We start from the raw sequence: 26,590 nt of genomic DNA on the forward strand, positions 1-26,590 counted from the left end.
ATAGTGAGCATAGACAAATTCGTTTTAAGTTAATGGCGGAGAGGGAGGGATTTGAACCCTCGATAGAGTCACCCCTATGCCGCATTTCGAGTGCGGTGCTTTCAACCACTCAGCCACCTCTCCATATGAAGTGCAATAAAAATCGGCACTATTTAAATTATAGTATATGATGGGTAGATAACCTTCAATTGTTTTTGGTACAACCTTTTTTTCTTTTTTATGGGACTTTATTGACAGAGAATAGAAATTCCTCCATATATGTGAAATATGAGCGTGGAGAAATCTGCGCATATTTGTGTTGAGGAAGGTTTATCCTTCTTTGGAATTGATTACGACTGATAAAAAGCAGCCTATTTTCCCTTATTTCAAGGTAAAAATTAAATAAGAGCTGGAGTGAACGGAAGGATAAAAAATGTTCGCAGTCATTAAAACCGGTGGTAAGCAATACCGCATTGTTGCTAACCAAGTAGTAAAAGTTGAAAAAGTTATTGGAAATGCGGGTGATGTTGTTGAATTCAATGACGTATTGATGGTTGGGCAAGAAGGTAATGCGGTTATTGGGACACCTGTTGTTGCTGATGCAGTGGTGACGGCTGAGATTTTAGAACAGGCACATGGGCGCAAGATTATCGCATTTAAGAAGCGCCGTCGTCAAAATTCTAAACGTACACGTGGTCATCGTCAAGAATTTACAACACTGCGTGTTTTAGAAATTTTAATGGGTGGTTCAAAGCCTAAAAAAGCAGCTGCAAAACCCATAAAAGAAGAAGAAACGGCAGCAAAAGAAACAAAAGATACTGCTGTTGAGAAGAAGGCTGAAAAAACAGTTGAAAAAAAGACAGCATCGCAGAAGAAAGCGGCTGTAGCATCAAAGAGTAAGAAAGATTAAAGGAGAGCGTCTATGGCACATAAAAAAGCTGGTGGTTCCTCGCGTAATGGTCGCGATTCAGAATCGAAACGTCTAGGCGTTAAAAAATTTGGTGGTGAAACCGTTATTGCTGGAAATATTATCATCCGTCAGCGTGGTACACGTTGGCATCCTGGCGACAATGTCGGCATGGGAAAAGACCATACGCTTTTTGCTTTATCGAAAGGGAAGGTTTCTTTTCAACGGAAAGCGGGTAATCGTTCCTATGTTTCAGTCATTCCTATGGTAGAGGCAGCAGAGTAATCTGTAGCATTTTTTCTAGCAATCAACTGGAATTTCACTGAATTGTAGTTGTGGTTTATAAACATTAAGGGAGAGATAGAATGTTATCTTTCCCTTTTTGCGTTGATATTATGATAAATCTAGAAAGTATACGAAAAACGAAAAAGGTAGAATTGGGGAAATGAATTTTCTCAGTGAAGGGGAGAATTTGTTCTGTGTTGTGTTTGCATTGAAGGTATTGATGTTATGATGGAATTTGTTGGTAAATTTATGTATTATAATAGTGAGAAGAATTTACTTTCTTTTTATGCATAAAGAAGAGCTGAGTGATTTATTTATAAAAGAGGCAATTTGTTTTAGGAAAATTATTGAGAAATTTAATGCAATTATTTTATAAATATGAATCTTTTATAGCCATGTGTGTGGGTGATGGGGGCAGGTGAGGACATTCTTTAAAAAAGAAGGGATAAAAATCCATAAGACTGAATGATTAAAGCTGCTTTAAAGGGAGATGTATTAGAGCGTTTCAATCAATCGAGAGTGAAGTTATATTTTAAGAATGGCTGAAGATATAAAAATACCTAATATGCTAATAAGCAATCTTTGAGAGGATTTCTTCTAATTTCACTATTTATTGTGTATAGTCGAAGATCATCTAGCATAAGAGCTAAGGTTAAAGCAATAATTGCTTTTCATTTTTGTCCTTTATTTATCTCATTTGTCTAAATGTCTAGAAAGTAAGATTATTTATAGAGTTTTTTTGAGTTTTAGTGGTTGATGATAGTATTGGGACATGTGCATATTTTGCAAATGTGCGACAGAGAGCATTATGTGTTTACGATATTGATTGAAATAAAGGATTAGCTTAAAATATATCAATGTTATATGATTGAGGGATTAGTATTGTAGGGTGAACCACACAGAATTTTAAAGAGAGTAAGTTGCATAGAGCAATTTTAAATGGTGTAATAAATTTATAAGAGGGACAGTAAGTTAAATCAACTTGGAGGAAGAGTTAAAATGTCATCTGATGTTACAGATGATTGAGGAGAATGCTTTCTTACAGGGAGAATAATGACAAGTTATTTTGAATAATTTGGGAGATGGAGCATTTTAAAACTAGTTTTTCAGATGATTGGGGCTTTGAAAATCGAGGTTTTGTCTTTGGAAAGTTTGTATTTTTAAAGTAAGAATATAAGAGTCAGATTTTCTTATGATGATTTTAAGCAATCCGCGGGATTATTATATCCAATTGTTTTATCGGTTATATTGATATATTTAAGCACCTCACTTAGCTCTATTACGTAAAACAAAAAGTCGTAGTGTTGTGTACATCTTGTATTTTTGAAAATGTGGCTTTGAAATAAAGTTTATCAGGGATATTTGTATTCAAATGTGAGGCAGTTTGAATTTATGATGGGATTTGAGAAAGCAGAAGCAATGAATGTAGATTTTACCGAGAGTGAAATCTTGTCTATCAAATCTGTACAACTTGCAGCTGCTTTTAATCATAAAAATGATGCAATCTATGCTGCTGCTGAATTGCTTGTGAAGGTTGGCGCAGTTGACAAATGTTATCTGGCAAGCATGCTTGCACGTGAAGAAATAACGAATACTTGGCTTGGGAATGGTATAGCCATTCCTCATGGTTTGGTTGAAAATTGTGATTTAATTATCAAGGATGCTGTTGCTGTTATACAGGTTCCTGCGGGTGTTGAGTGGCAAGATGGAAAGAAAGCATATTTGGTTATTGCCATTGCCGCATATCCAGATCGTTATAAAGAAATTTGTAAAAAATTGACATCTCTTTTATTTGATAAAAAACAACTTGAAATACTTGCAACAACTACAGACAAACAGCAAATTGTTACAATTCTGTTTGATCAAGATATAAAGGAAGAAAAAACTTTTATTGGTGATCTTTCGGTGTGTCAGGAATGGGCTTTAGATTATCCAAGTGGTCTTCATGCACGACCAGCTTCTCTTTGGGTTGATTTTGCGAAAAAGATTCAAAACTCTATCAGAGTTCGCCATGGTCAATGTGCCGTTGAAATGAAAAATTTGGTTGGTTTATTACAATTAGGCGCAAAAAACGGTGATGTTCTGATTTTTTCCACAGATGCTGCAGAAGGAGCAAAACTTCTTCAGGATGCTATTTCTGTTGTAAAGAAAGTGAGTGTTAGTGAAAAATGTGTGGTTAGAGAAATAGAATCTCAAACAAAGACTTTTCATGGTTGGTATCCACGCTCCATGCAAAAAGGCATTTCTGGTATTGGAGCAAGTTCAGGGTTAGCGTTTGGTAAGATTTTTGTTTTAAAGCAAAATGATATTTCCATAATAGACCAGCCAATTGATTTTTCGGTTGGTGCAGCATGTCTTGAAAATGCTCTTACAAAAACAAAACAAAAAATGGCATCTGTTATTTCTGATATTACAGTGCGTATGGGAGCGGATTCAGCGGCGATTTTTTCTGCACAAATGGTTTTGCTTGAAGATGAAAATCTCATAGCTCAAGCTTGTCGTTTCATAGCAGAAGGTCATGGTGTTGCTTGGTCTTGGGATAGAGCAGTTCGGCAATTTTCAGATATGTTTTCTAAGGTGGATAATCCTTTGTTAGCAGTACGTGCTGTTAATTTAGTTGATGTTGGTCGTCGTGTTTTAGGTGAAATAAATCCATCCTATAGATCATTCTTTTTAAATGATATTCCAAGTGGTGTTATTCTGGTTACAAATGATCTTTCTCCTTCTGATGTTGCACAACTTGATTGTACAAAAGTAAAAGGAATAGCAACAGCATGGGGAGGTCCGCTCTCTCATACAGCTATTTTGGCCCGTACTCTTGATATTCCGATGGTTGTTGCTGCGGGTGATGATATTTTAGCGGTTCAGTCTAATATTCAGGCTATTATTGATGGCGATAACGGATTCATTTACCTTGATCCTACGCTTGAAGATGTTGAAGATGCTCAAAGGCATATTGATACTGTTGCGCAGAAACGTGTTAGTGAGATAAGTGCGTATAGATTACCAGTACAAACGACAGATGGTCAAAGAATTCGTATCATGGCTAATGTCAATTATGCAAATCAGGTTCCTATTGCACTTGATTTGGGGGCAGAGGGTGTTGGTCTCATGCGCACAGAATTTTTATTTTTAGAGAATCCGCATATTCCGGATGAAGAAGTCCAATTTGATATATATCGGGCCATGATTGCAGCTGTAGGAGATAAGCCATTAATTATTCGTGTGCTCGATATTGGAGGGGATAAACAGGTTACGCATTTACATTTATCTAAAGAAGATAATCCTTTTTTAGGTGTTCGAGGAACGCGGCTTTTATTACGTCGGCGTGATCTTTTGGTACCTCAATTACGTGCTTTATATCGAGCAGCAAAAGAGGGCGGAGATCTATGGATTGTGTTTCCGATGGTGATGTCTGTTTCAGAGATTATTACTATAAAAAAGATTGCAGAAGAAATTCGCAATGATATTGATGCACCAAAATTAAAATTTGGTATTATGATCGAAGTTCCAGCAGCGGCCATTATGGCAGATGTGTTGAGCGCCCATGTTGATTTTTTCTCGATTGGAACCAACGACTTAACACAGTATACAATGGCTGTTGATCGGCAAAATCCTTACCTTGTGTCTGAAGCTGATAGCCTTGATCCAGCAGTTTTGCGTATGATTTATCAGACTATTCAGGGAGCAGCACAACATAAGTGTTGGGTTAGTGTATGTGGGGGTATGGCTGGAGATCCTTTTGGTGCGATGATTTTGACTGGATTGGGAATTAATGAGCTTTCTATGATATCTTGCGATATTTCTCCAGTAAAGGCGTGTTTGCAGACTCATAGTTTTGAAGATATGAAAATTTTAGCACGAAAAGCACTACAATGTGAAACTGCACGAGCTGTACGCGCTCTAAGCAAGGATATCCGGTGGTAAAGAACGTTAAGAAGAAAGAATGCGCTCATAGTGTAAAGTCATTAGATCTTTAGTATTGTGGAGCATTTTTTGTGTAATCTCTAAAACAGGCAGACAATCTAATTTTGTGAGGGGATGAAGGCGTAAAGATGCAAACTAACATCTTTACCATCACCTTTTAATTTTGTTTTACGGCTTTCAAAAGTGTCCAAAGCAATATCTTTTAAAATAATGGAGATTACGCATTGCCTCACACTTTTGTTTTCACGTCTTTAATGGGGGCACATCCTTTATGTAAAATGAAACGCCATTGGATTGCTCATTCATGGTTTTGTTAAAAAAACATTCGTACACCCAAGCCTATTTCAGGTGGGTGTCGGTGAATGGTATAATGGTAAGCCCATCAAGCTCCTCTCTTTACGCTTATGAAGGAGCAAATTTGCACCATCACTCTATTTTCTAGCTCCCATATTGTAACAGCTTGTTTTATTTGAGAAAATTCACAAGAGGCATTTATCCTCTCTTAGATGTTTTTTTCTACATACCACCATCCCGCTTATTATGGTGTACAAGCAAGTGATTTTAATTCATTCAATATGAAAGAGGTGAATGAAGAAAAAACTTTACGCTATTTGAGGGTATAATGATGTAAAAATAATTTATCATTATAAATTCAAACTTTGCCTATAAAGTGAAACATAAACGTGATGAGCAGATAGATCACATTTTAAGAGAGAGCAATTTTAAATCAGATTTGTTGTGGTTAAGAATCCTCATTCTTGGGGGGAGAAAAGAAGGTTGAAAATGATTTTTGTTGAAATGAAATTCATATCTAGATGAAACAATTTTAATGTTAGAAATATAAGAAATTTATATCGTTATTATTCTATTTATTATTGGGGCAATCAAAGTTGGTAGGCAAGAGATGTTTAATTCTTTCGTTGTGAAGAAAGCATAGACCGTATGTCAATTTTAAAAGCAATGTTTTTTCATAAAGCAGAAGGTGCGTAAGTAAGCTTATGATTGCTGATAAGCTTTTTATACCCATTCTTGTATTGTACATAACTATCCACGGAAAAAGTTTTGTCTTAAAAAGAAAGGATGTGCTTGTTATTCAATAGATATCAGCTTTTATTTTAATAAATAAATTTGTTTTTTGAATTTTGAATGTATAATTTAGGCTTGCACGTTATTTCTTTCTGGGTATAGTGCGAGACTTCTGGAGAGGTGGCCGAGTGGTTGAAGGCGCACGCCTGGAACGCGTGTATATGGGAAACCATATCGAGGGTTCGAATCCCTCTCTCTCCGCCATTTATCGTAAAATCAATGGGTTATATAAAAATTAGGGAATTTTTGTTTCATTGATTATTTTTACTTATTTTTTTATTTATCTTGTACCCTTAAATGAACTCCATTATCTTGATGGCATAGTCTTATAAATACGACATTTTTAGGCTTTTTTATTATTTTCAATTGATATTTTTTCTATAAGAGATTGCTACGAATTATCCTTTCCAAAGCCGATAATTCATCATCACTCTGTCCCCAAATTGCTATAATGGCTGGGCAGGTATTTAAATCGATGGTTAAGGGTAGAGGCTCATTTTCTTTAAAAAAGAGCATAGAATGAACCACATTTTCCCAAGAATGAAGTTTTTGTTGCCACAGGCTAACATCTTTTATGATATGACCGTTGATCTTGTTGATAAGAAAGAGAATACGCCCTTTTTTCTTAAAACGACTTTGTGTTTGCGAAAACATCCCCGCAATAAGGTTAACGGAGCTTTCAAGTAAATCATTTTCATAACAATGCGCAAACAAAGTGGGTGCAATTCCTCCGTGGAGGCGGGCTCCTACTTCGATCATCACTGGACCGAGAGCGGTTTGCATGATTTCCATATGCGCGGGTCCATATTCAATCCCCATCGCGCAAATACACTGTTTTGCATAAGAGATAAGAGCGGCATAAAGGGGATCTTGAGCATCAAGCACATCAAGTGATTCATAAACAAAGGCACTTCCATTATGAATACCCTTTTTATATCGCGATAAAGCGCATATCTTTATAATCCCTCCTTTTACAACGGCATCTACGATGTATTCCTCTCCCACCAATCTTTCTTGAAGCAAATAAGCCTCGTTAGGTGTGCCAAAAATATTTTTCTGTGTCCAATCAATTTCAGAGACCCACGTTGCTACTTCTTCACGGCTAGAGAAAAACAAAACACCATCGCTCCCAGCAGAATCGTTTGGCTTTACCACATAGCTACTGAAGCTTTCAAAATCATCAAGAGCACAATCATCTTTTGTAAGAATTTTTGATCGAATATAGGATAAACCTTTTTCACAAAGGCGCCTTTGCATTGCTGCTTTTTTCCGCCGCCAATCGGTGGTCAAGGGGTTGTTTCTAGGACAACCATAATAAGCGGCCAATTGTTCTGTGCAATAAATACCTCCTTCGGCACCTGCTACCACAGCTTTTATCGTGCCGACTGGAAAGCGCTGTTTTATCTCATCGACACTATGAAGTTTTGCTTCTGCCATGCCCTTACCCTGATAAGAGAGCGTATAGTGTGAAAAAGGTGCTTGTTGAGAGATAACACCGTAACAGGCATAGCTTAATTTTTGCAAAGCAGGGGGATAGAGGGCAGCCGTGGAGAAAGGGTCGACAATAAGAATGGTTTTGCTCATGTTTTGGTCCGCTGGGATGAAAGAAAAAGAACATAAATAAAGATTATAAGCCCGATAAGGGGAAGAAGGTAAATGGCTGCTTGAGGCCCCATAAGGGTAGAGCTTGTAAGAAAACCAAGGATAACATAACCCGCCGATTGAGAGAGAGTATAAAGCATGCCGCTATAGCTTCCCACCAGCTCTGCTTGAGTTTCTATTTTTGTTGCTTCAATCATATGTTTGCGGGCGTTAATCCGCATGGGCTTCATCGAGAAGCCAATAAAAAAGCAAAAGACCACAGCCAAATAAGGCGATTGTGTGGTACTAAAAATAAGATCAGCTAAACCCAACATAAGGGCTGGGAAGATAAATTCAAAGCGTGGGATTTTTATAAAAGCAGCCAAAAAAGCCCCTACACCCGCAACCGCACTGCACAGTCCATAATATTCAGAGCCAAAATTTTTCACACTCTGAAAAAGAATGGTTACCAGTGTATTATAGGCACAAATGTGAAAGCCAATAAGGCCTATGCAGACGCATAAAAGTTTAAGCTCTAGGGAAAGCCCATCTGCTTGCGGTATAAGCATTGGTTCTTTATCGATGATAGGTGGCAAGACATTCGTGGTGCACTCGGAACTATATTCATCACGAAAGATAATATATCTGGCCACAAGGCTTACGATAACATCAAACACGCAAATGACGGCAATCAAACCATTATAGCCGATTTCAGATGCTACCCCTTTTGGGTTGGTGGCTTCTAAGAGATAGCCACTTACTGCTGCTCCCAAAAAGGCACCAATCTGCACCACTGTTTGCATAATGCGGGAAGCCTTTTGGGCGCTAATATAACTACTAAGCGCGAGTTTAGTATTATAAGTCTCCAGCGTACTTAAGGTAATCAGAGAGAGATAACCAATAGAGATAGAGACCGCAATAAAACCAAAAGGGGAGTCGACATAATGAAAAAGAGCGATCAACAAAAGAAGGCTATAGATGATGCGTCTTTTGTATAAATCTCTCAATCTCAGCGAGGTTTTAATGTGTACAAGGCCACTTTTTTTCGAAAGATAGGGTGTAAGAGTTTCAAAGCCATGGTTACACCTAGGAAAATCGATGAGGATGTTATGCGATAAGCATTCCAAAGGTTACTTAAGCAGAGAACCATATCAGAAAGATAGAGCAGGACAACAAGCTCATAAAAGCGAAACATCATCTGTTTGCGCACATTACCCCCCATTTCTGCGTCTCTAAATCGACACTTTTAAAATACGCAGTATTATAAACCAGCATATATGTTTACGAATTATGAGTACACTTATGACTGGACATGTCAAGTTTTTTGATCGAGAAAATTTGAACGCTGACATTTACTGTAATGATAGTCTTTTTCAGTGGTTTGAGTAACGGGGCAGGCGAGTATTTTGCAGTGTGTACTTGCGGATAAAGGATTACTTTACCAGATGATAAGCACAACTATGCTTGGAGCTATATTTTGTATTCTCAAGGCTAACCCTGTTTAATTCAAGGTGGTGAGGTTATTCTTGATCATTGTTGCGATAAGTTTAAATTTTAGGGTGGCAAAAACCTCATTATCAGGCAGAAATGATTTATGGTCTTAGATTGAGGGGTATGAGTACAGTTTTAGGCGGATTTTATACAACCATTTGGGGAGGCTGTCTTCATTTGTTGGGAGTGTTATAATGAATTGAAAGATAATGGCGAAAACCATAGATGTAGGATTATTTTGTATAAATGTAGAGTTCACTTCGATACAAAAGTCCCAAATTTCCCTGCACTTCATATTATTTTGTCAGTGTAACCAATTGCTGCAAATATTTTTCTCCATGGTGGGCAATGGCACGTTGCGCTTGCGTTGAAGAGCGGCTCATTCCTACAAAAGCTTCGGATGGGACTGTCATCGTCCAATTGTGTGTATGTAAAGAAACCTTTTCTGGATTTACTCGAAGACCATCACGCATTTCTTGTAAAAAATCAAAATTACGATAATAACGCGAATAGTGAGGGCTCATTTCCTCTAATAATGTCTCATAAGCGGCTAGAAATTGACTATTTTGAAAATCGCGATTGTTTTGAATAACCGCCATGGCACCTCCAGCGCGAAGTTGGCTTGAGATAGTGCTAAGCAACAAAGGGCGATCCATCCACTGAAACGCTTGCGCTGCAATAATAAGATCAACCTTGCCGATTTGGGGCAAGAGACTTTCAGCTTTACCGTGATACCACTGCACAAAAGGAAATTTTCTTTGACCCTGTTTAATCATATCTGCTGATACATCGATCGCATGATATTGGTGTTCCTTTCCTAGAAGTTTAACAATTCCCTCTAATGCAATGCCTGTCCCAGCACCTACATCCACGATAGACAAATGCTTTTTGTTTTTAAAGGGAAGCAGCATGGTTTTAAATAAAGGGAGAGGATAGCGTGGACGATAGCGATCATAATCATCAGCTAATCCATCAAATTTTTTACTTTGCGGTTGAATGGTTTGTAGCATGTGATGTGGTCCCTTCACAAATTGTGCTGTACATAAAGGAGCTCTCCTTTGTCCATTATGTCAAGTATAAATTCTAAAAGAAAGTTAAATGAAAGGATGCTCTTTGACATCTTATATAGGGTTGATATTTAAATTTTTTGCCTCAAAAGATGCATTTTAAAAGCCTATTTTTTTGCGTAAATCACTCCGAGATTCCATACATTTCTTTAAAAATCTGTCTCACTTCTGATACGATGACCACTTGAATGCCTTTTATGAGCATTAAATTTATAACCTGCTTGCGGGGATCGCCAATCTCAAATACTCTATCGTAAAAATGAAATCTCCTATTCGCTTTGTCGTTGTTACAGTTAAAATAACTCATTTAAGCGCTATTTTTTACGTCTATGGTGCTAGTGTAACGCGCAATGAAGGTAGAAATATTTATGAATCTTCAGTATTTTAAGATTACCCTACATTACACCTAGAGTGTTTTCTTAGATTTAATGAACAAAACTAAGGGCTAAATATATATTTTAAAATATAATTATATTGCATGCTGAATGAAGTGTGTATGAGGGAATGATTTATGTTCGTTGCGAATTTGAAAGAACGCGCTACTCTATTCGAGAATAGAACTTTTCTTTATTTTACCTTAAGCGGTTTGTTTGCTACATTTGGAAATGGGCTCAATTATATTGCATTATCATGGCTTGCCTACCATCAGACGAATTCAATTCGTGGTGTAGCGTTAATGATGCTTTTTCTTTGGACACCTAGCATTCTTTTTGCACCTATTTTTGGCATATTGGCAGATAGATATAATCGTAAAGACAGATTATCATTTCAAACCTAGCGCGAGGTTTTATAATTGTGGGTTGGGTAATGCTTTGGCATTTTGGTATAGCAATTGATTTGATGATCTTATCTGCTTTTTTGGGTATTTTTATTTCTTTTTATATGCCATCAGCGATTCCTTTAATTCAAAGTATTGTTCCTAAAAAACAGCTCGTCAATGCAAATGCGACTATTGATATGGTCTATGAACTTGGCACTATCATGGGTATAGGATTGAGTGGATTTATACTTGCCTATGCAGGAACAAAAGGAACACTTCTGATAGGCAGTATATTTTTTATTATTGCTGGTTTGTTTAACTTTGCAATGAAAGTACCTAAAGCCCGTAGGTCTAAAAGTCAAAGCGAGCAAAACTGGTGGGAAAATTATATAGCAGCTCTTCATTATTTTAAGCAGAATCCAGTTCTTTTTATGCCTTATATAAGCCAAATGATTATTATGATGCTGTTAATGACAATTCCTGTTATTCTGGTTCCTTATACACAAGAGGTCTTAAACGCGGATAACTGGGCTTTGTAAAGTTTTATCCATAAGAAAAACATTGGCACTTTTATTAGCTTTTATGGCTATTGGGCTTATCATTCTGTCTGTTAATACACATACTTTTGTTGTTTTTCCTGTTTACTTTATAATTGGATTTGGACTTTCGAGTTGGGCTCTTTCAATTTCTTTATCACAATTGTCTTGTGATCCTGAATGCCAAGGAAGATTGCAGGCAAGTTTTAATGGTCTGTCTGGATGTTTTATCCTCATTATGGCAAGCGATAGCAGTAGCATATCACCTCAATCGATCTATTTTCTTCAAAGCATTGTTGTGCTTGTGGGAATATTTATCGTACTGTTTTATAAATATGAAAAACGATAAATTACATTGAAGTTTAGTAAAACTATACGCTATTTTATAAACATTTACGAGGCGGCATATTTCATATTTTGCTTTTAAAGGAGGGAATGTGAAAGTTTTGCTGCTTTTAATGAAGCAAGCATAGATTTATATTGTTATAAAATACTCTTTATTTTTTGATGATAACCAAAAAGGAATGATACGTTTCTTTAATGCATTTGGCTTTTATAACAAGGTAAAGACGCAAAACTTAAAAGTTTTTTTGGTTTAAGCACAGCAGAAAATCAAAGTGCTCTCTTACCTTATATACGGGGGGAGTATTGCATTATTTTTGTTTTTCAAAATCCATACGAAAAATTGCATCAATTTCATCTTCATTGGAATGAGCATTTCTGCGACGATGCAAGGTTTGCACAATCTCTTTTTTTAAAAGCGCATCTGTTTCACTTAAACGGAGAATACTGAGTTCCAATTCAAGAGATAAAGCTAAATCCACACACAATTTAAGCTCTTCTCCAATGTCGAAACCACGTTGATAGTCGTCATAAAGACCTACCAATGTATCGGATAATTCTTTGTCGCATAAAGAGGTCATGCTAATTCCTCCACGTTGTGGTTTTTTGTGCAGCTTTGGTATGTTTAAGTATCACTTCACTACCATTATTCAGAATTGCCATGTATACGGACCTCATGGTTTTATCAATTTTCTGCAAAATATGCGCTTTTAAATCAATGTCTATTAAAAATTTTATCACTCCACGATTTTGAAGTGCCCAATTGTAAATATGGATGGCAATGTGTTTACTATGGAACTTATAGCATTTAAAATACATTGCCAAAAGGCTTTTAATTTGTGTAGAGAAGGAATATTTTGACGATAAAGAAAACACTCTGAAATCTCTATTGCCAATCACAGCTAAATCAGTGTCATTAATATCTACAATAAGCAGACACAGTTTGTAAACGTTCAGTTTCTTAAGAATGTATGATAATCTCATTTTTTGTAGAAGTGCAATTATTTTGCTACTTTTATATTGATTTTTAGAGATTGATAAACTTTTTATCTTATAAAAAATATAGGAAGTGCATTTGCATATGCATATTTTTGTAATAAGGTTTCAATGGTATATTATACAGCACGCAATGAAGAAAGCTGTATTAAGCTTTTACTGCTCTAAGACACATGATTGTGCTTTTTGAGAGAGCGGTTGATGGGACTTTGCTCGACAGGTATATAATAGGCAAGGGCAGGTGCCTTTTTTTCGTGAGAATAGGCCCAAATGTTTTTGACACTGGAGGTTGATATTTGGTAAAATTCCGCGCGTTTTGCCTAGGGGGGTATGAAAGTGGGGATCTTGGCAAAATACTATGGCGGTTGTTCTCTTTGTGTGATTGTCATAAATTTCGCTCCTGCTTAAACGGATGCTGCAACATCCATTTTTGTGGGGTTATGTATGTGATAACTGCTTTTTTAAGGAGCAGTAAGGATAGATATAAACCAATATAATTATTTAGCCAACAATTATATTGGTTTTGGAGTAATTTTTTGGCTCGTCCGGAAGCAAAACCTAAAACTGAGTTAGCAAAACGTTTTCGTGACGTGCGTCACGCTCTTGGTTTCACAGAGCGTAAGCAGTTTGCTGAACATCTTGGTATTACTGCTGGCTCTATAGGAACTTATGAAACGGGGATCAGTGAACCTACAGCCTCTGCGCTTTGCAAATATCAAGAAATTTGTGGTGTTTCATTAGATTGGCTTGTGACGGGTAATGGCGAGATGTTTTCGGATATGGCAAAAGCGAAAGCAGCTGGTTTAAAACCGCAAACGATTCCTGTTGGGCTGATGAAAAAGCTTGGACATTTAGCTTATACAACCTACCATGATGCAAACATAACACTTTCTCCTGAAGATGTAGCGGAATTAGCAGCAGAGCTTTATGGAAAATTGCAAGAGCTTATTCAGAATCTCAACGATATAGAAGAAGTCGAAGCCACCCTGCCACTTTTAAAATTACATTTAAAGCGTAAAATCGAAGTTGAGCAAGCGCATCGAGCAACCTCACAAGAGACGAACGAACAGCCCTTTTAAAAAGAAGAACTTTTTTGATTTTCTACTATATGAGTAGGTTTGAAATGGGGAAATCTCACGATCTTCGAGGCTTTTATTCACTATACAAAGAAATTATCATTATAAATCAAGATATTGCTCTGATACAGATAAAATGGTTCATAAAAGGCAATATAGCTTTAATCCCATTATGGCGCCGAGACTATATTGGGTTCCTATAGAAGAGTAACAGACATATATAGAGAGAAGAACAAAGGTTCATTTATATATAGCACCTTTTATCTTTTTATGAAGATGAGATATGAGCACATTGAAACTTTTCATAAAACGTGCCTCATCATATTAAGAAAGATCTCTTTTAAAGCTGCACTATATTTTTAGGTAGATTACCTTGCAGCAAAGAGTGAGGTTATGATGATCATAATTTATTACATTATACTATAAGTTAAAAAAATCATAAATTTATGTTTATAAGAACAGCTATTTTATTAAGAAGTATTTTTGCAAATTTATAAAAAATTATTTTTTACACTCTTGCCATTTTGATGCAGCGCTTTATTTGAAAAGTAGAATTGCTTTTTAGTGAAACTATTTTTGTTAAGAGATAAATTGCAGTGTTTTTGAATGGAGATAACAGTATATTTTCAAAGTCTTGTGTTTTTATTTATTTTTAGCTTGAATCCCTCTAGCTAAAAGGGTTGGGGACTTTTCTAGATTCGATGTTGTTGCAAAGATTTTAGGCTGATGCTCGATAAATATCGGTATCGGAGGGGTAAGTTTATCTTAATTTATTGTTTTTTTGGGGTGCGCAAACTCGAGGGCTTTGTCATGGGTGTTTTTGCGCGTTGTAATGATGTTGAGCTCTGTTGGAGGAGGTTCTTATGAGAAAAAAATATTCCACACCAAATTTAATTAAAGCTGTCTCGCTCAGTGCGGCAATGGCCACACTTTTATCCAGTGTTTCCCCTGTTTTCGCTGCTAATTTTGCTTTTACAGGAGCGGCTAATTTTAGTGACAGTGGTGCTACTGTTCCGTATACATATGGTAGTCATGGCAGTGTTGTTTTAGCTGGTGATGATAATTACTGTGGTGCAGATAATGTTGTTGGACGTGGTGGCAAGCAACAGCAAAGCGTTAGCGATAGTCAACGAATAACTGCAGAGCAACAATATGAAAGATTTGTTGGTGAGAAAGAATCCGGTGGTCGTCAGCCTTATGGCACGACCACTGAAAAGGTTACTTGGGTTAGTGATGGGGTATTGACCAACAGTGCTAGTTATATGGGAACAGCCACTCAGGGGATTCAAAGTGCTATGCCTGAAGCTTTTGGTGTTTATTCTTTTGCGACGGGTTGTGGTTCTTCTGCAACGGGGAATTATTCAACGGCATTTGGTGCTGGCGCAACTGCGAAGACTGGTGGTTCACAAGCTTTTGGTGTTTCCGCGCTTGCAAGTGGTAAAGCAACGGTTGCTATAGGCATAGGATCAGAAGCATCGGGTGAATCTTCTATTGCTTTTGGTGGTCTTGCAACAGCCTCTGGTAAAGATACTGTTGCTTTAGGAGGAGAGGCAAAAGCAGAAAAGGAATATGCGATTGCTATAGGAGCACGAGCTGAAGCTTTAGAGTCAGGTTCTATTGCAATAGGGGGCGTCAAGTCTGAAAGAACAGAAGGAGTGGATCCGCAAAGAAAAGCAACAGCAAAGGCTAGAAATTCCATTGCTATAGGGTCGCATACATATGCTGAAATGGAAGATTCCATCGCGATTGGTGCAAATGCACAGGTAACTGTTCAGGATGGTGTTGCAATAGGCGGTGGTTCTCTATCTAATAGAGAAAGTAAAACCAAGGGGTATGATCCTCTAATAAACGGTTGGTCAGAAGATTCTAGTAAAGCATGGATAAGCACTGCAGGGGCTGTTAGCGTTGGTGAAGTTGATAAGAGTGGTAATGCTACAATAACACGGCAAATTACAGGCGTTGCAGCAGGAAGTCAAGATACTGATGCTGTGAATGTAGCGCAGTTAAGAGCTGTGAGAGATTTGGCTACAGGCGTTTGGAAACTTTCTGCTAATGATGCAAATCCTACAAACGTGGAGCCAGGCAATACCGTAGATTTTTCAGTGAAAAATGGACAAGATGAAGGAAAAGATAACTTAAAGATTGAAAAAAGCAATGAAGACAATAAACATAAAATTGAATTTACTTTAAATGATAATCTTAAGTTAACGAGTGTCACGACAGGCATGAGCAAAATGAGTGATGATGGCTTTATTTTTGATGGAGAAAATGGTCCGCGCATGACTCAGGGTGGTATTTATGCTGGCAATCAAGTCATTACCGGAGTGGCAGATGCAACTGAAGATGATGAGGCAGTGACTTTTAAGCAGTTAAATAATGTAAAAAAAATTGCAGAACAAGGTTGGAGCCTTTCTGTCAATGGTAGCAATGCTACAGATGTTAAAGCTGGTAGTACAGTAGATCTTATTGCTGCTAAAGGCACCGATAATACACAAAATATCAAGATTACAAAAAGTAATAATAATGTCACATTTGATTTGGCTGAGAATATTAAAGTAACAAGTGTCACGACAGGCAATAGCAGAATGAGTAATGAAGGCTTTATTTTTAAGAATGGTCCAAAAATGACTTTTCATGGTATTGATGCTGGAGATAAAGGCATTGCAAATGTGGCAGATGCAACTGAAGATTATGACGCAGTAAATTATAGCCAGATGAAAAACTATGTAAAAAAGAACGGGGGCAGCTGGAAGCTTTCTGTTGATGGTAACAATGATACAGTAGTTAATGCAGGAAATACCGTAGATTTTTCAGTGAAAAGTGAAAACGAAGTAGGAAAAGACAACTTAAAGATTGCAAAAAACGCTGCAGATAGTGAGCATAACATTGAATTTACTTTGAATGATAAGCTTAAATTGACTGAAGTCACTACAGGACAAAGCCATATGAGTGGTGATGGTTTTTTTGTGGATAGTGGTAAAAACAGTTCAAGCATGACTGTTAAGGGCTTTTATGTGAATGGTGAGAATACTCCAAGTATGACAGTGGAAGGTATTGATGCTGGTAATAAAAAAATCATAAACGTTGCAGATGCAACTAGCGATACCGATGCTGTAAATTATAAACAGCTAAAAGCTGTAAGAGATGCAGCTCAAACAAGCTGGATGCTTGCTGTTGATAATGGAGTTCCTAGGAAAATAGGTCCAGATAGTATAGTGCATTTGCTGCCAGCTAATAAAGAAGGTAAAGAAAATATCAGGATTACAAGAGATAGTAATAGTGACTTTGTCGAATTTGATTTAGCTGATAATATTAATGTAATGACTGTCACAGCAGGAGAAAGCATTATGGATGCTGCTGGCTTTAGATTTGAAAATGGTGAGGGGCCTAGCATAACTGTTACAGGCATTCATGCTGGAGATAAAACGATCAAAGGAGTAGCGGCAGGGGTAGAAGATACCGATGCAGTGAATTTTGGGCAGCTGCAAAAATATGTAGAACAGAACGGGGGCAGCTGGCAACTTTCTGTTGATGGGAAAAATCCTACAGATGTTAAAGCTGGTAGTACAGTAGATTTTGTTACTGCTGAAGGTGATGGTGGTCACAAAAATATCACAATTGAAAAAAGTAATGAAAATAAAGTCACATTTACTTTGAATGATAAACTTGAATTGACGAGTGTCACGACAGGCAACAGCATTATGGATGATAGTGGCTTTGGATTTGTTGATGGTGGTCCTAAAATAACTGTAAATGGTATTGATGCTGGTAATGAAAAGATTACAGGTGTAAAAGAGGGCACAATTTCCCAAAATTCTCGTGATGTCATTAATGGCAGCCAGATTAATAAGATATCCAAAGATATTGCAAATTTTTTTGGTGGGAATGCAGCATTTGAAAATGGCAAGTTCTCAGGACCAACGTACATTGTATCTAAAGTTTCTACAGATGGTACAGTAGAAAAGAAGGAACATACTAATGTTGGATCGGCTTTGACAGAGCTTGATGTAAGTGTCAGAAATGTGAATAAACATATAGAATATGTAGACCAGAAGTTTGATGGTAAATTTGATAAATTATCTCAAGATGCTTTACTGTGGAGTGAAACGGAAGGTGCATTTGTTGCGCTTCATAAAACAAATGGAGAGAAGACAGAGAGCAAGATTAAGTTCCTTGCGGATGGTAATATTTCAGAAGATTCAACAGATGCCATAAATGGTTCACAGCTTTTCAATATTACACAAAATATATCAAATTATTTTGGTGGCAGTACAGATGTACTGAACGGTATCAAACCAGCCTTCCTTATTGATGGAACAGAATATAATGATGTTACAAGCGCTTTCACTGGTGTGAATGTTTCTATCCATAAGATTAATGATAAGATTTCTGATTTAAAAGAAAATAGTCTTGTTAAATGGGACGAAGGACAGCAACTTATCACTATTGGTAAGGATAAAGCTGGCACTGAAATCAATATTGCAGGATATGAAAAGGTAGCACGCAAGATTTCTGGCGTGAAGGAAGCAGAAAATGACGATGAAGCTGTTAATAAAGCTCAACTTGATAAAAGCATAAAGGGTATCTCTAAAGATGCTTTACTGTGGGATGAGAATGAAGAAGCATTTGTTGCGCGTCATGAAAAAGATGGCAAGAAAACCAATAGCAAATTGAAATATCTTTTGGATGGTGAAATTGCTAAAGGTTCAACTGATGCTATTACAGGTAACCAGCTTTTTCTCATGAGCAACAAGCTTGCTTCTTATTTCGGTGGTGGTGCTAAATATGAAAATGACAAATGGACAGATCCTACGTTCAAGATTGTTCAAATCAATGTTGATGGTACGACTGCTGAGATAAAGCGCAATAATGTTGCTGATGCTTTTGATGAGGTCAATAAAAATATGACAAATATGAACAACAGTATTAAGAATGTCATCAACAAGGTCGATTCAGATGCTTTAAAGTGGAATAAGGATGAAGGAGCCTATGACGCTAAGCGTAATGGTGAGCCGAATAAAATTATCAATGTAGCTGATGGTGAGATTGCTGAAGGTTCCAAAGATGCGGTTAATGGTGGACAACTTTGGAAAACCAATGAACGTGTTACAAAGGTTGAAGAAGATGTTAACAAAATCTCAAATAAGGTTGATGGCATTTCCAATACCGTGAATGATATTGGTAATATAGTGACCGATGTTAGTAAAAAAGTTTATAATCTTAATAATAAAGTCAACGATATTGCGGAGGATGCTGTTCGCTATGACAGAGATGAAGACGGTGAAAAAACCAATAAAATCACTTTGAAAGGTGGCGATCCTAGTGAACCTGTTACGATTGATAATGTCGCTGATGGTAAAATTGAGAAAGGATCAAAAGAAGCTATCAATGGTAGTCAACTCCATGACTACACCAAAGAACAGATGAAAATTGTTCTCGATGAATCCAAGCAGTATACAGATCAAAAGATCCATAATATTAGGATTGATGCGATTGACGAAGCTGTTGATAAGTCCAAACAATATACCGATATGAAGTTTGATGCTTTAAATTACACCATTGAAGGTGTGCGCAAAGAGGCAAGACAAGCAGCAGCTATTGGTTTAGCAGTATCTAACTTACGCTACAATGATACTCCTGGAAAATTAAGCGTTGGATTTGGTGCTGGTTTATGGCGCAGTCAATCAGCCTTTGCTTTTGGTGCAGGTTATACATCAGAGAAGGGAGATATTCGGTCTAATGTATCTGTCACCACTTCCGGCGGTCATTGGGGTGTAGGTGCAGGATTTAATATGACCCTGAACTGATAATAATAAACCAAACACACGAAAAATTTTATTCACCCTTGTCTTATGAGACAGGGGTGGATTTTTTTACGTCTGTAGAAAATACGCTATAAGCTATAAATCGATAGGTAAAGATAGGTCTAAAAAATAGAAAAAACTTGTAAGACCTCAGTAAAGCAAATGAACTTTTAAAAATGCAATTTTTTACAAATTACGTGTTGATTATTTTCTACTTTTAAATTCCACAACTCCATAAGCAGGAAAAATGAATTCCTCTTTATTCTCAACAAAATTAATTTACCAGCTATTCTCTTCTGAGGAAAAATATATTTTTAATTTTACTGAAGGTAGTGACAAAAATGATACATTAAGTCGGCTTGTAGTAACTTATTTCATTATTGGTTACCTTTTGTGACCGGAGGCTTTTATCAAGATAAAATCGATCACCCCCCATCTTAAGGCATTTTCAAGACAATTCCCCATCTTATAAATTCACTCATTTTACGCAAAATACATCTTGCTTTAGCACTCCGCAAAAATAGAAAGAGCCCCTTCTTTTCCATCATTCCAACACTTGCTTTTTAAACGAAATAAGGAAACCAAAAATAAGAAAACAGTATTCTTCTTGAAAAAAATAATTAATGAGTGTAAAAATTAAACAAATTTTAACCAATATACGAAAAAGTAACCTTACTTATCTTATGAAAGATAACAAAGAGCAAAACGCATTCATTGTAACATCTAAGCACGTAGTTTCTTTACTTTTTCAATCATATCTTGAATATGCAAAAAACTAAACTCAAAAAAACTCTAGCGTTTAAATGTGTCTTTTTTGTGTTTATAGTTAATTTTTTTCATTGGGGGATTTTTTTATGAAAAAATTATATACAAAATTAGCGGGAAATGATTCAAAATTTTCTCGTTTTCCTTTTATTAAAGTCTTATCATTGACTTCAATAGTAGCAATTTTATCGAGTGTTTCTCCTGTTTTTTCCAAAACAAAAGAGGAAGTTTCTATAAACATAAAGGATGCTACTGTTTGGGTGTTTCCACAAAGTGTTATCTCTGTTTATGATGACTCTAGCGGTTATTTAGGGACTATTAATGTATCACAAGACTATTTAACAGTGTTGAATACGGTACTGACACCAAAAGTAAATGCTTCTGTGGATGATAAAAATTTTTTAAACGATATGCTTTCTGAGAAAAGAGTGATTTCAAGAGCTATAAATTCTAAAAAATATGACGCTGGTCACCCTCTTGAGTTGGGTTTTAATTCGCATGCAAAGCTTCATGATAGTATCGCTGTAGGGCTAGTAGTAGAGGCTAAAGTTGAACAGGGGATGGCTATTGGTTTCACTGCTTTATCTACTGGGGGTAAGAATAGTATTGCGATAGGTTCTACTGTAGTCTTTTCTGAAGATGAAAAAACTAAAACAGTTGCAGGTGCTAAGTTTGCAATAGCTTTCGGTACTCAAGCGCATAGTTATGCGAATCAGGCAATTGCTATGGGGTACAATGCATATGCAACGAAGGAAGCATTGCAAGCGATTGCTATTGGTGCGAATACAAAAGCAGCAGGAAAATTCGCCATAACTATGGGTGATCAGGCAGAAGCCACAAGAGAAGATAGCATAGCTATAGGCCGCATGGCGCATGCCTTGGGGAAAAGCAATACCGCATTTGGTTCTGAATATAATGAAAAAGGACACGGGGAAAATGATTATACCACTGTTAGTGGTGACTATTCAACAGCTTTGGGTGCAGTTTCTAAGGCATTGGCAGAGGGGGCAACTGCTGTTGGTCATCGTGCATATGCATCAGAAAAGGACGCTGTTTCTATAGGATTTTATTCGGAAGCAAAAGCAGATCACGCTATTGCTTTAGGTGCTGATTCTATAGCTAACGTTGCAGCTGGTGTTCAAGGCTATAATCCTCTTAAAGCAGAGACAGATGACACTTTTGCATGGAAAAGTACTTACGGCGCCGTTGGTGTTAGTGATGTCTCTAAGGGGAAAACACGACAAATTGGTGGAGTCGCAGAAGGTACTGAAGAGACCGATGCCGTTAATATTGCACAGCTAAAGTCATTACAAACCTATGTAGACAAAGGCTGGAAACTATCTGTTGATGGTAAAAATGCTAAAGTTGTAGGGATAGAGGATACGGTAGATCTTTCTGCTGGCAGTGAAAATCTCCAAATTACCAAAGGCGAAGGCGATAATAAGGTAAAATTTGATCTCGCAAAAAACATTACGCTGGATAGTGTAACAGTAGGTGAGAATATTTTAGATACAAAAGGCTTGAAAATCGCAAATGGTCCTCAAATAACGACTGAGGGTATTAATGCTAGCGGTAAAAAGATGACAGGAGTTGCAGCTGGTACTGATGTGACCGATGCGGTGAATTTTGGACAACTGCAAAAAATTGAAAAAGATGTCAAAGAACAAGTAGCCGCCACTAGCTTCGTAAAACAAGACGCTGAGACGCAACACATCACCATTGGTAAGGATACAGGTGGTGATAAAATCGATATTGCTAACAATAAAAATGATAAGTGTACTCTTACAGGCATAAAAGCTGGTACGCTCTCTGAAGATTCAAATGAAGCCGTTATTGGTTCACAGCTTTTTGAGACAAATAATAAAGTTGCTTCTTACTTAGGCGGTGGTGCTGAATATAAAGATGGCGCATGGACCGCTCCTACCTTTAAAGTTAATACAGTTGACGCTGAAGGTAAGGAAAAAAGTGAGACTTATCATAATGTATCTGATGCTTTGAGAGGAGTTGGTAGTTCTTTCACGAACCTTAAAAATGAGATTACCAAAGAGGTTAATAATACGATTACCACGGTAAAAGGCGATTCCTTATTGTGGAGCGAAACTGATAAAGCTTTTAGTGCTCAACATGAAAATGATGGCGCAAAAACCAATAGCAAGATTGCGCATCTTTTGGATGGTGACATTTCTGAAGGTTCAATCGATGCGATTACGGGTAACCAGCTTTATCTCATGAGCAACCAGCTTGCTAGTTATTTTGGTGGTAATGCAGGCTATAAGGATGGCATATGGACTGCTCCAACCTTTACGCTTAAGACAGTTAAGAAAGATGGCACAGCAGAGGAAAAAATATCAGAATGTTGCATCAGCATTTGAAGGTGTTAACGACAGCATGACAAATATCAACAATCGTATTCATGATGTTGAACAGACTGTTTCATCGAGTGGTTTAAATTGGAACGAGACAGAAAAAGCTTATGACACTCGTCACAATGGAACGGACAGTAAGATTACGCATGTAGCTGATGGAGATGTTTCAAAAGGTTCGAAAGACGCCGTTAATGGTAGTCAACTTTGGAAGATGAACCAGAAAATTGAAGAGATTGAAAACCATGTCAACGATATTGATAAACAGGTAAAAAATATTGAAAATACGGTTATGAATGATGCAGTTAAATATGATAAAACTGAAAAGGGTGAAAAGATCAATAAAGTTACATTAGCTGGTGTGAGTGCAAGTGATCCAGTAGTGTTAGACAATGTAGCGGATGGTAAGGTAGAAGAAGGTTCGAAAGAAGCTGTTAATGGTGATCAACTTTGGAAGACAAACCAGCAGATGGATCTAGTTCTTGATAAGGCGAAAAAATATACGGATGAGCGTTTCGATAGCATTCTAAATAACACGATGGGTGATGTTATTAAGGAAGCGAAATCTTATACGGATATGAAGTTTGAGGCTTTAAATTACAGCATTGAGGGTGTGCGAAAAGAAGCAAGACAAGCAGCGGCTATTGGTTTAGCAGTGGCGAACTTACGCTATAATGAAACACCTGGAAAATTAAGTGTTGGATTTGGTACCGGCTTATGGCGTAACCAATCTGCATTTGCCTTTGGTGCTGGTTATTCATCTGAGAGCGGATCCCTTTTGTCTAATATATCTGTCACCAATTCTGGTGGTCACAGGGGTATAGGTGCGGGATTCAATATGACATTGAATTGATAATCAACAAAATACATTGAGCAAAATCATTTCGCCCTTGTCTTAAACTAAAACAGGGGCGAAAGTTTATCTTAATGAAAAACATCACAAGCAGATGAATAATAAAACAAAATGCATTATCTGAATTTGAAGGTGTTAAAGAAAGCATGACAAATATCAATAATCGTATCCATGATATTGAACAGAGTATTTTCTCGAGTGGTTTAAATTGGAGGGATACAAAAAAGCTTATGACACGCATCATAAAGGACAAGACAGTAAAATTAAGCATGTAGCAGATGGTGGAAAATATCAGAAGGCTTGAAAGAAGCTGTTACAGGCGGTCAATTGCATGATTATACGGAGCAGCAGATGAAATTAGTTCTTGATGAATCGAAGAAATATACGGATGAGCATKTTGATAGTATAGTGAACAAAGGTATTGAAGAGTCGAAGTCCTATACAGATATGAAGTTTGAGACGTTAAGTTATGMCATTGCGGATGTTCGCAAGGAAGCCAGAMAGGCAGCTGCCATTGGTTTAGCAGTGTCAAATTTAAGTTATGATGATACACCTGGAAAATTGAGCTTCTCATTTGGTACAGGGATATGGCGTAGCCAGTCTGCCTTTGCTGTTGGTGCTGGTTATATGTCTGAAAGCGGAAAGATGCGTTCTAATTTATCTATCACAAGTGCTGGAGGTCATTGGGGCGTAGGTGCTGGATTTAGGATCACATTAAATTAAAGATAGAAAGCACTTCTTTTATCAAAAACATCCTTCGCTCTTCTTTTTTAAGAARGGCGACGGCTCTATAGATCCAAACAATATTATTGAGCTATAAGTAATTATAAACTTTAATTATACTACTACGAGCTCTAAGTATTATAAAAACATTTTAATCTTCATTTGTTGAAAAAAAAGACACAGTTAGAATCCATTTTGCTAAAAGTTGTATTTTTGCTTGCTATTATACTGGATAGGCGATAATGATTCAATAAGACTCATTTTGATTGAAAAAAATTTAAAAGGGAGATAAATAAGTAACGTATAGAAATTAAAAAGACTAACAACATATTTACATTGTTGCATCACGTCAAAAAAGATAACAAATTAACTCTAGAGAACTCATATCTCTAAAAAAATGATATTTTTTAATATTAGCTTTTCATTTAATTAACTAAAAGATAGCACTGCTTCATAAAAATATGAAACAAAACCACACGGAATATAACCCTTTCTGGAAGCTTTTATTAAGACCAAACATCTAGTAAGTAAAATGCTTTTAATACCAAAACCGTAGAAATCCTTTTAAACTTAACAAATACTTATTAGACTCTAAATGTGTCTTTTTATGTCCCTATAAGCATATCACTAACTCACACAATTTAGACGTCATTACAGAAAGGACAAACACAACACAGAAAAAGACTTTTATTCGAATAACTTCTCTCAGGTCACAAATCTCACCTAAGAGAAAAACTAGCAGAAAAATATGTCTTTTTTATGTTTTGGAATGTGTTTTCAGATTTTCACATTGGAGGGAAAGTTTGTTATGAAAAAATTGTATGCCATACAAAAAGCGAGTAATTTTAAAGTCTCTCGTTTTTCTTTTGTTAAAGTTTTTTTATTGAGTACGGCTGCTATATTTTTACCAAATATTTCACATGTATTTGCTTCGAATCTGGCGATAACAGCAGCAAAGGTTATCAGTCAGAATTCTCCAGCAGTAGCTTATTCTAAAGGTAGTCATGGCAGTATTGTTTTGTCTGGTGATGATGATTTTTGCGGTGCGGATAATGTTATTGGTCGGGGAGGAGTTGAGAAACGTAAGGGAAAAAAAATAACTGCAGAAGAAGAATATCGGAGATTTCTCGAAGAAGTAAAGTTTAGAAATTTTTCTCCTTATAGTAAGAGTAATAATAAACAAGTTTGGACTGAGGATGGGCAAACCAGTGGGAATATCGGTTATATGGGATCTGTGACTGGTGGTGATACGAATATATTGCCTGAGGCTTTTGGTGTTTATTCTTTTGCCACCGGTTGCGGATCTTCTGCCCAGGGGAGTTATTCAACAGCATTTGGTGCAAATGCAACGGCCCTTACGGGAGGGTCACAAGCCTTTGGTGTTGCGGCGCTTGCAGCTGGAAAGGTAAGCATTGCTATAGGTGTAGGATCAGAAGCAACGGGAGATTCTTCTGTTGCTTTAGGTGGGCTGGCAAATGCAGCAGGACAGGAAAGTGTTGCTATTGGCCATAAGGCACAGGCGACAAGAGTAGATAGCATAGCTATAGGCCATGGAGCGCAAGCTTTGGGGGCAAATAGTATCGCAATAGGTAACAAATATAATGATGGTGAAAGCATTACAAAAGCAGAGGCTAATTTTACAACCGTTGTGGGAGATTTTGCAACTGCTGGGAAAGAATATGCAGCTGCTTTTGGTGCGGGTTCAAACGCATTGGGACAATATTCTATTTCTATGGGATATAAAGCAACGGCAAAAGAGGATGGCAGCATTTCTATTGGTGTGGCTTCAGAGGCAAATGCAGATCACGCTATTGCTTTAGGTGCTGATTCTATAGCTAACGTTGCGGCTGGTGTTAAAGGCTATGACCCTCTTTTACATAAAGCAGCAACAGATGATACTTTTGCATGGACAAGTACTTACGGTGCAGTCAGTGTTGGTGATGTCTCTAAGGAGAAAACACGGCAAATTGGTGGAGTTGCAGCGGGTAGTGCAGATACTGATGCTGTAAATATTGCGCAGTTAAAGTCATTACAAACCTATGTAGACAA

9 protein-coding genes, 2 tRNA genes and 5 pseudogenes are annotated in these 26,590 nt (G+C 37.0%); 11 read left to right on the forward strand and 5 right to left on the reverse strand.

Annotated features, from left to right (window positions below; translation table 11 throughout):
* Positions 1 to 33: 33 nt before the first annotated feature.
* Positions 34 to 123, reverse strand: a tRNA-Ser gene (locus HWX04_RS04170).
* Between the two features lie 289 nt (positions 124 to 412).
* On the opposite strand from HWX04_RS04170, the gene rplU reads away from it, so the two are divergent.
* From rplU to HWX04_RS04190, 4 genes are all read left to right on the forward strand, one after another.
* Positions 413 to 889: a 50S ribosomal protein L21 gene (gene rplU, locus HWX04_RS04175; protein WP_175868962.1), complete on the forward strand. Its 477-nt coding sequence runs from the start codon at positions 413 to 415 to the stop codon at positions 887 to 889.
* Between the two features lie 12 nt (positions 890 to 901).
* Positions 902 to 1,171 carry a 50S ribosomal protein L27 gene (rpmA, locus tag HWX04_RS04180; protein WP_139412700.1) on the forward strand — a complete coding sequence of 90 codons (270 nt, stop codon included), beginning with the start codon at positions 902 to 904 and terminating at the stop codon, positions 1,169 to 1,171.
* A gap of 1,392 nt (positions 1,172 to 2,563) precedes the next feature.
* Complete coding sequence (gene ptsP / locus HWX04_RS04185; protein ID WP_246257406.1) at positions 2,564 to 5,098, forward strand: phosphoenolpyruvate--protein phosphotransferase; 2,535 nt, start codon at positions 2,564 to 2,566, stop codon at positions 5,096 to 5,098.
* 1,200 nt (positions 5,099 to 6,298) lie between these two features.
* Positions 6,299 to 6,388 (forward strand) — tRNA-Ser (locus tag HWX04_RS04190).
* 174 nt (positions 6,389 to 6,562) lie between these two features.
* Here HWX04_RS04190 and HWX04_RS04195 read toward each other — a convergent pair.
* The 3 genes and pseudogenes from HWX04_RS04195 to HWX04_RS04205 form a co-directional block, all read right to left on the reverse strand.
* Positions 6,563 to 7,768 carry an ATP-grasp domain-containing protein gene (locus HWX04_RS04195; protein WP_175868963.1) on the reverse strand — a complete coding sequence of 402 codons (1,206 nt, stop codon included), beginning with the start codon at positions 7,766 to 7,768 and terminating at the stop codon, positions 6,563 to 6,565.
* Entirely contained in the window at positions 7,765 to 8,730 is a 966-nt protein-coding gene (locus HWX04_RS04200; RefSeq protein ID WP_246257407.1) for an MFS transporter, read from the reverse strand. Before HWX04_RS04200 ends, HWX04_RS04195 begins: the two co-directional genes overlap by 4 nt.
* Before the next feature lie 759 nt (positions 8,731 to 9,489).
* Positions 9,490 to 10,266 (reverse strand): annotated as a pseudogene (locus tag HWX04_RS04205) (class I SAM-dependent methyltransferase).
* Positions 10,267 to 10,834: 568 nt separating this feature from the next.
* On the opposite strand from HWX04_RS04205, the pseudogene HWX04_RS08870 reads away from it, so the two are divergent.
* A pseudogene (locus HWX04_RS08870) lies at positions 10,835 to 11,968 on the forward strand (MFS transporter).
* 304 nt (positions 11,969 to 12,272) lie between these two features.
* Here the strand turns inward: HWX04_RS08870 and HWX04_RS04215 are convergent.
* Positions 12,273 to 12,542 carry a hypothetical protein gene (locus tag HWX04_RS04215; RefSeq protein ID WP_175868964.1) on the reverse strand — a complete coding sequence of 90 codons (270 nt, stop codon included), beginning with the start codon at positions 12,540 to 12,542 and terminating at the stop codon, positions 12,273 to 12,275.
* 951 nt (positions 12,543 to 13,493) lie between these two features.
* Between HWX04_RS04215 and HWX04_RS04220 the strand changes: the two genes are divergently transcribed.
* The 6 genes and pseudogenes from HWX04_RS04220 to HWX04_RS04240 all read left to right on the forward strand — a co-directional run.
* Positions 13,494 to 14,036 carry a helix-turn-helix domain-containing protein gene (locus HWX04_RS04220; protein ID WP_175868965.1) on the forward strand — a complete coding sequence of 181 codons (543 nt, stop codon included), beginning with the start codon at positions 13,494 to 13,496 and terminating at the stop codon, positions 14,034 to 14,036.
* Positions 14,037 to 14,896: 860 nt separating this feature from the next.
* Positions 14,897 to 19,840, forward strand: coding sequence for a Vomp family autotransporter (locus tag HWX04_RS04225; RefSeq protein ID WP_175868966.1), 4,944 nt, complete (start codon positions 14,897 to 14,899; stop codon positions 19,838 to 19,840).
* A gap of 1,061 nt (positions 19,841 to 20,901) precedes the next feature.
* Positions 20,902 to 23,818: pseudogene (locus HWX04_RS04230) on the forward strand (Vomp family autotransporter); the annotation flags it as partial.
* A 146-nt stretch (positions 23,819 to 23,964) separates the two neighbouring features.
* Positions 23,965 to 24,093 carry a hypothetical protein gene (locus HWX04_RS08815; RefSeq protein WP_281356835.1) on the forward strand — a complete coding sequence of 43 codons (129 nt, stop codon included), beginning with the start codon at positions 23,965 to 23,967 and terminating at the stop codon, positions 24,091 to 24,093.
* Positions 24,081 to 24,541 (forward strand): annotated as a pseudogene (locus tag HWX04_RS04235) (YadA-like family protein); the annotation flags it as partial. The gene HWX04_RS08815 and the pseudogene HWX04_RS04235, both read left to right, overlap by 13 nt.
* Positions 24,542 to 25,349: 808 nt before the next feature.
* Positions 25,350 to 26,590: pseudogene (locus HWX04_RS04240) on the forward strand (hypothetical protein); the annotation flags it as partial.

Origin of the sequence: Bartonella gabonensis, assembly GCF_903679515.1 — a bacterium.
GTDB classification, from domain to species: Bacteria; Pseudomonadota; Alphaproteobacteria; order Rhizobiales; family Rhizobiaceae; genus Bartonella; species Bartonella gabonensis.

What these genes read in the sequence shown, in the direction of transcription:
- HWX04_RS08815 (WP_281356835.1), top strand. Translation starts at nt 23,965, where the DNA reads ATGACAAATATCAATAATCGTATCCATGATATTGAACAGAGTATTTTC.
- HWX04_RS04195 (WP_175868963.1), bottom strand. Translation starts at nt 7,768, where the DNA reads ATGAGCAAAACCATTCTTATTGTCGACCCTTTCTCCACGGCTGCCCTC.
- HWX04_RS04215 (WP_175868964.1), bottom strand. Translation starts at nt 12,542, where the DNA reads ATGACCTCTTTATGCGACAAAGAATTATCCGATACATTGGTAGGTCTT.
- rpmA (WP_139412700.1), top strand. Translation starts at nt 902, where the DNA reads ATGGCACATAAAAAAGCTGGTGGTTCCTCGCGTAATGGTCGCGATTCA.
- rplU (WP_175868962.1), top strand. Translation starts at nt 413, where the DNA reads ATGTTCGCAGTCATTAAAACCGGTGGTAAGCAATACCGCATTGTTGCT.
- ptsP (WP_246257406.1), top strand. Translation starts at nt 2,564, where the DNA reads ATGATGGGATTTGAGAAAGCAGAAGCAATGAATGTAGATTTTACCGAG.
- HWX04_RS04225 (WP_175868966.1), top strand. Translation starts at nt 14,897, where the DNA reads ATGAGAAAAAAATATTCCACACCAAATTTAATTAAAGCTGTCTCGCTC.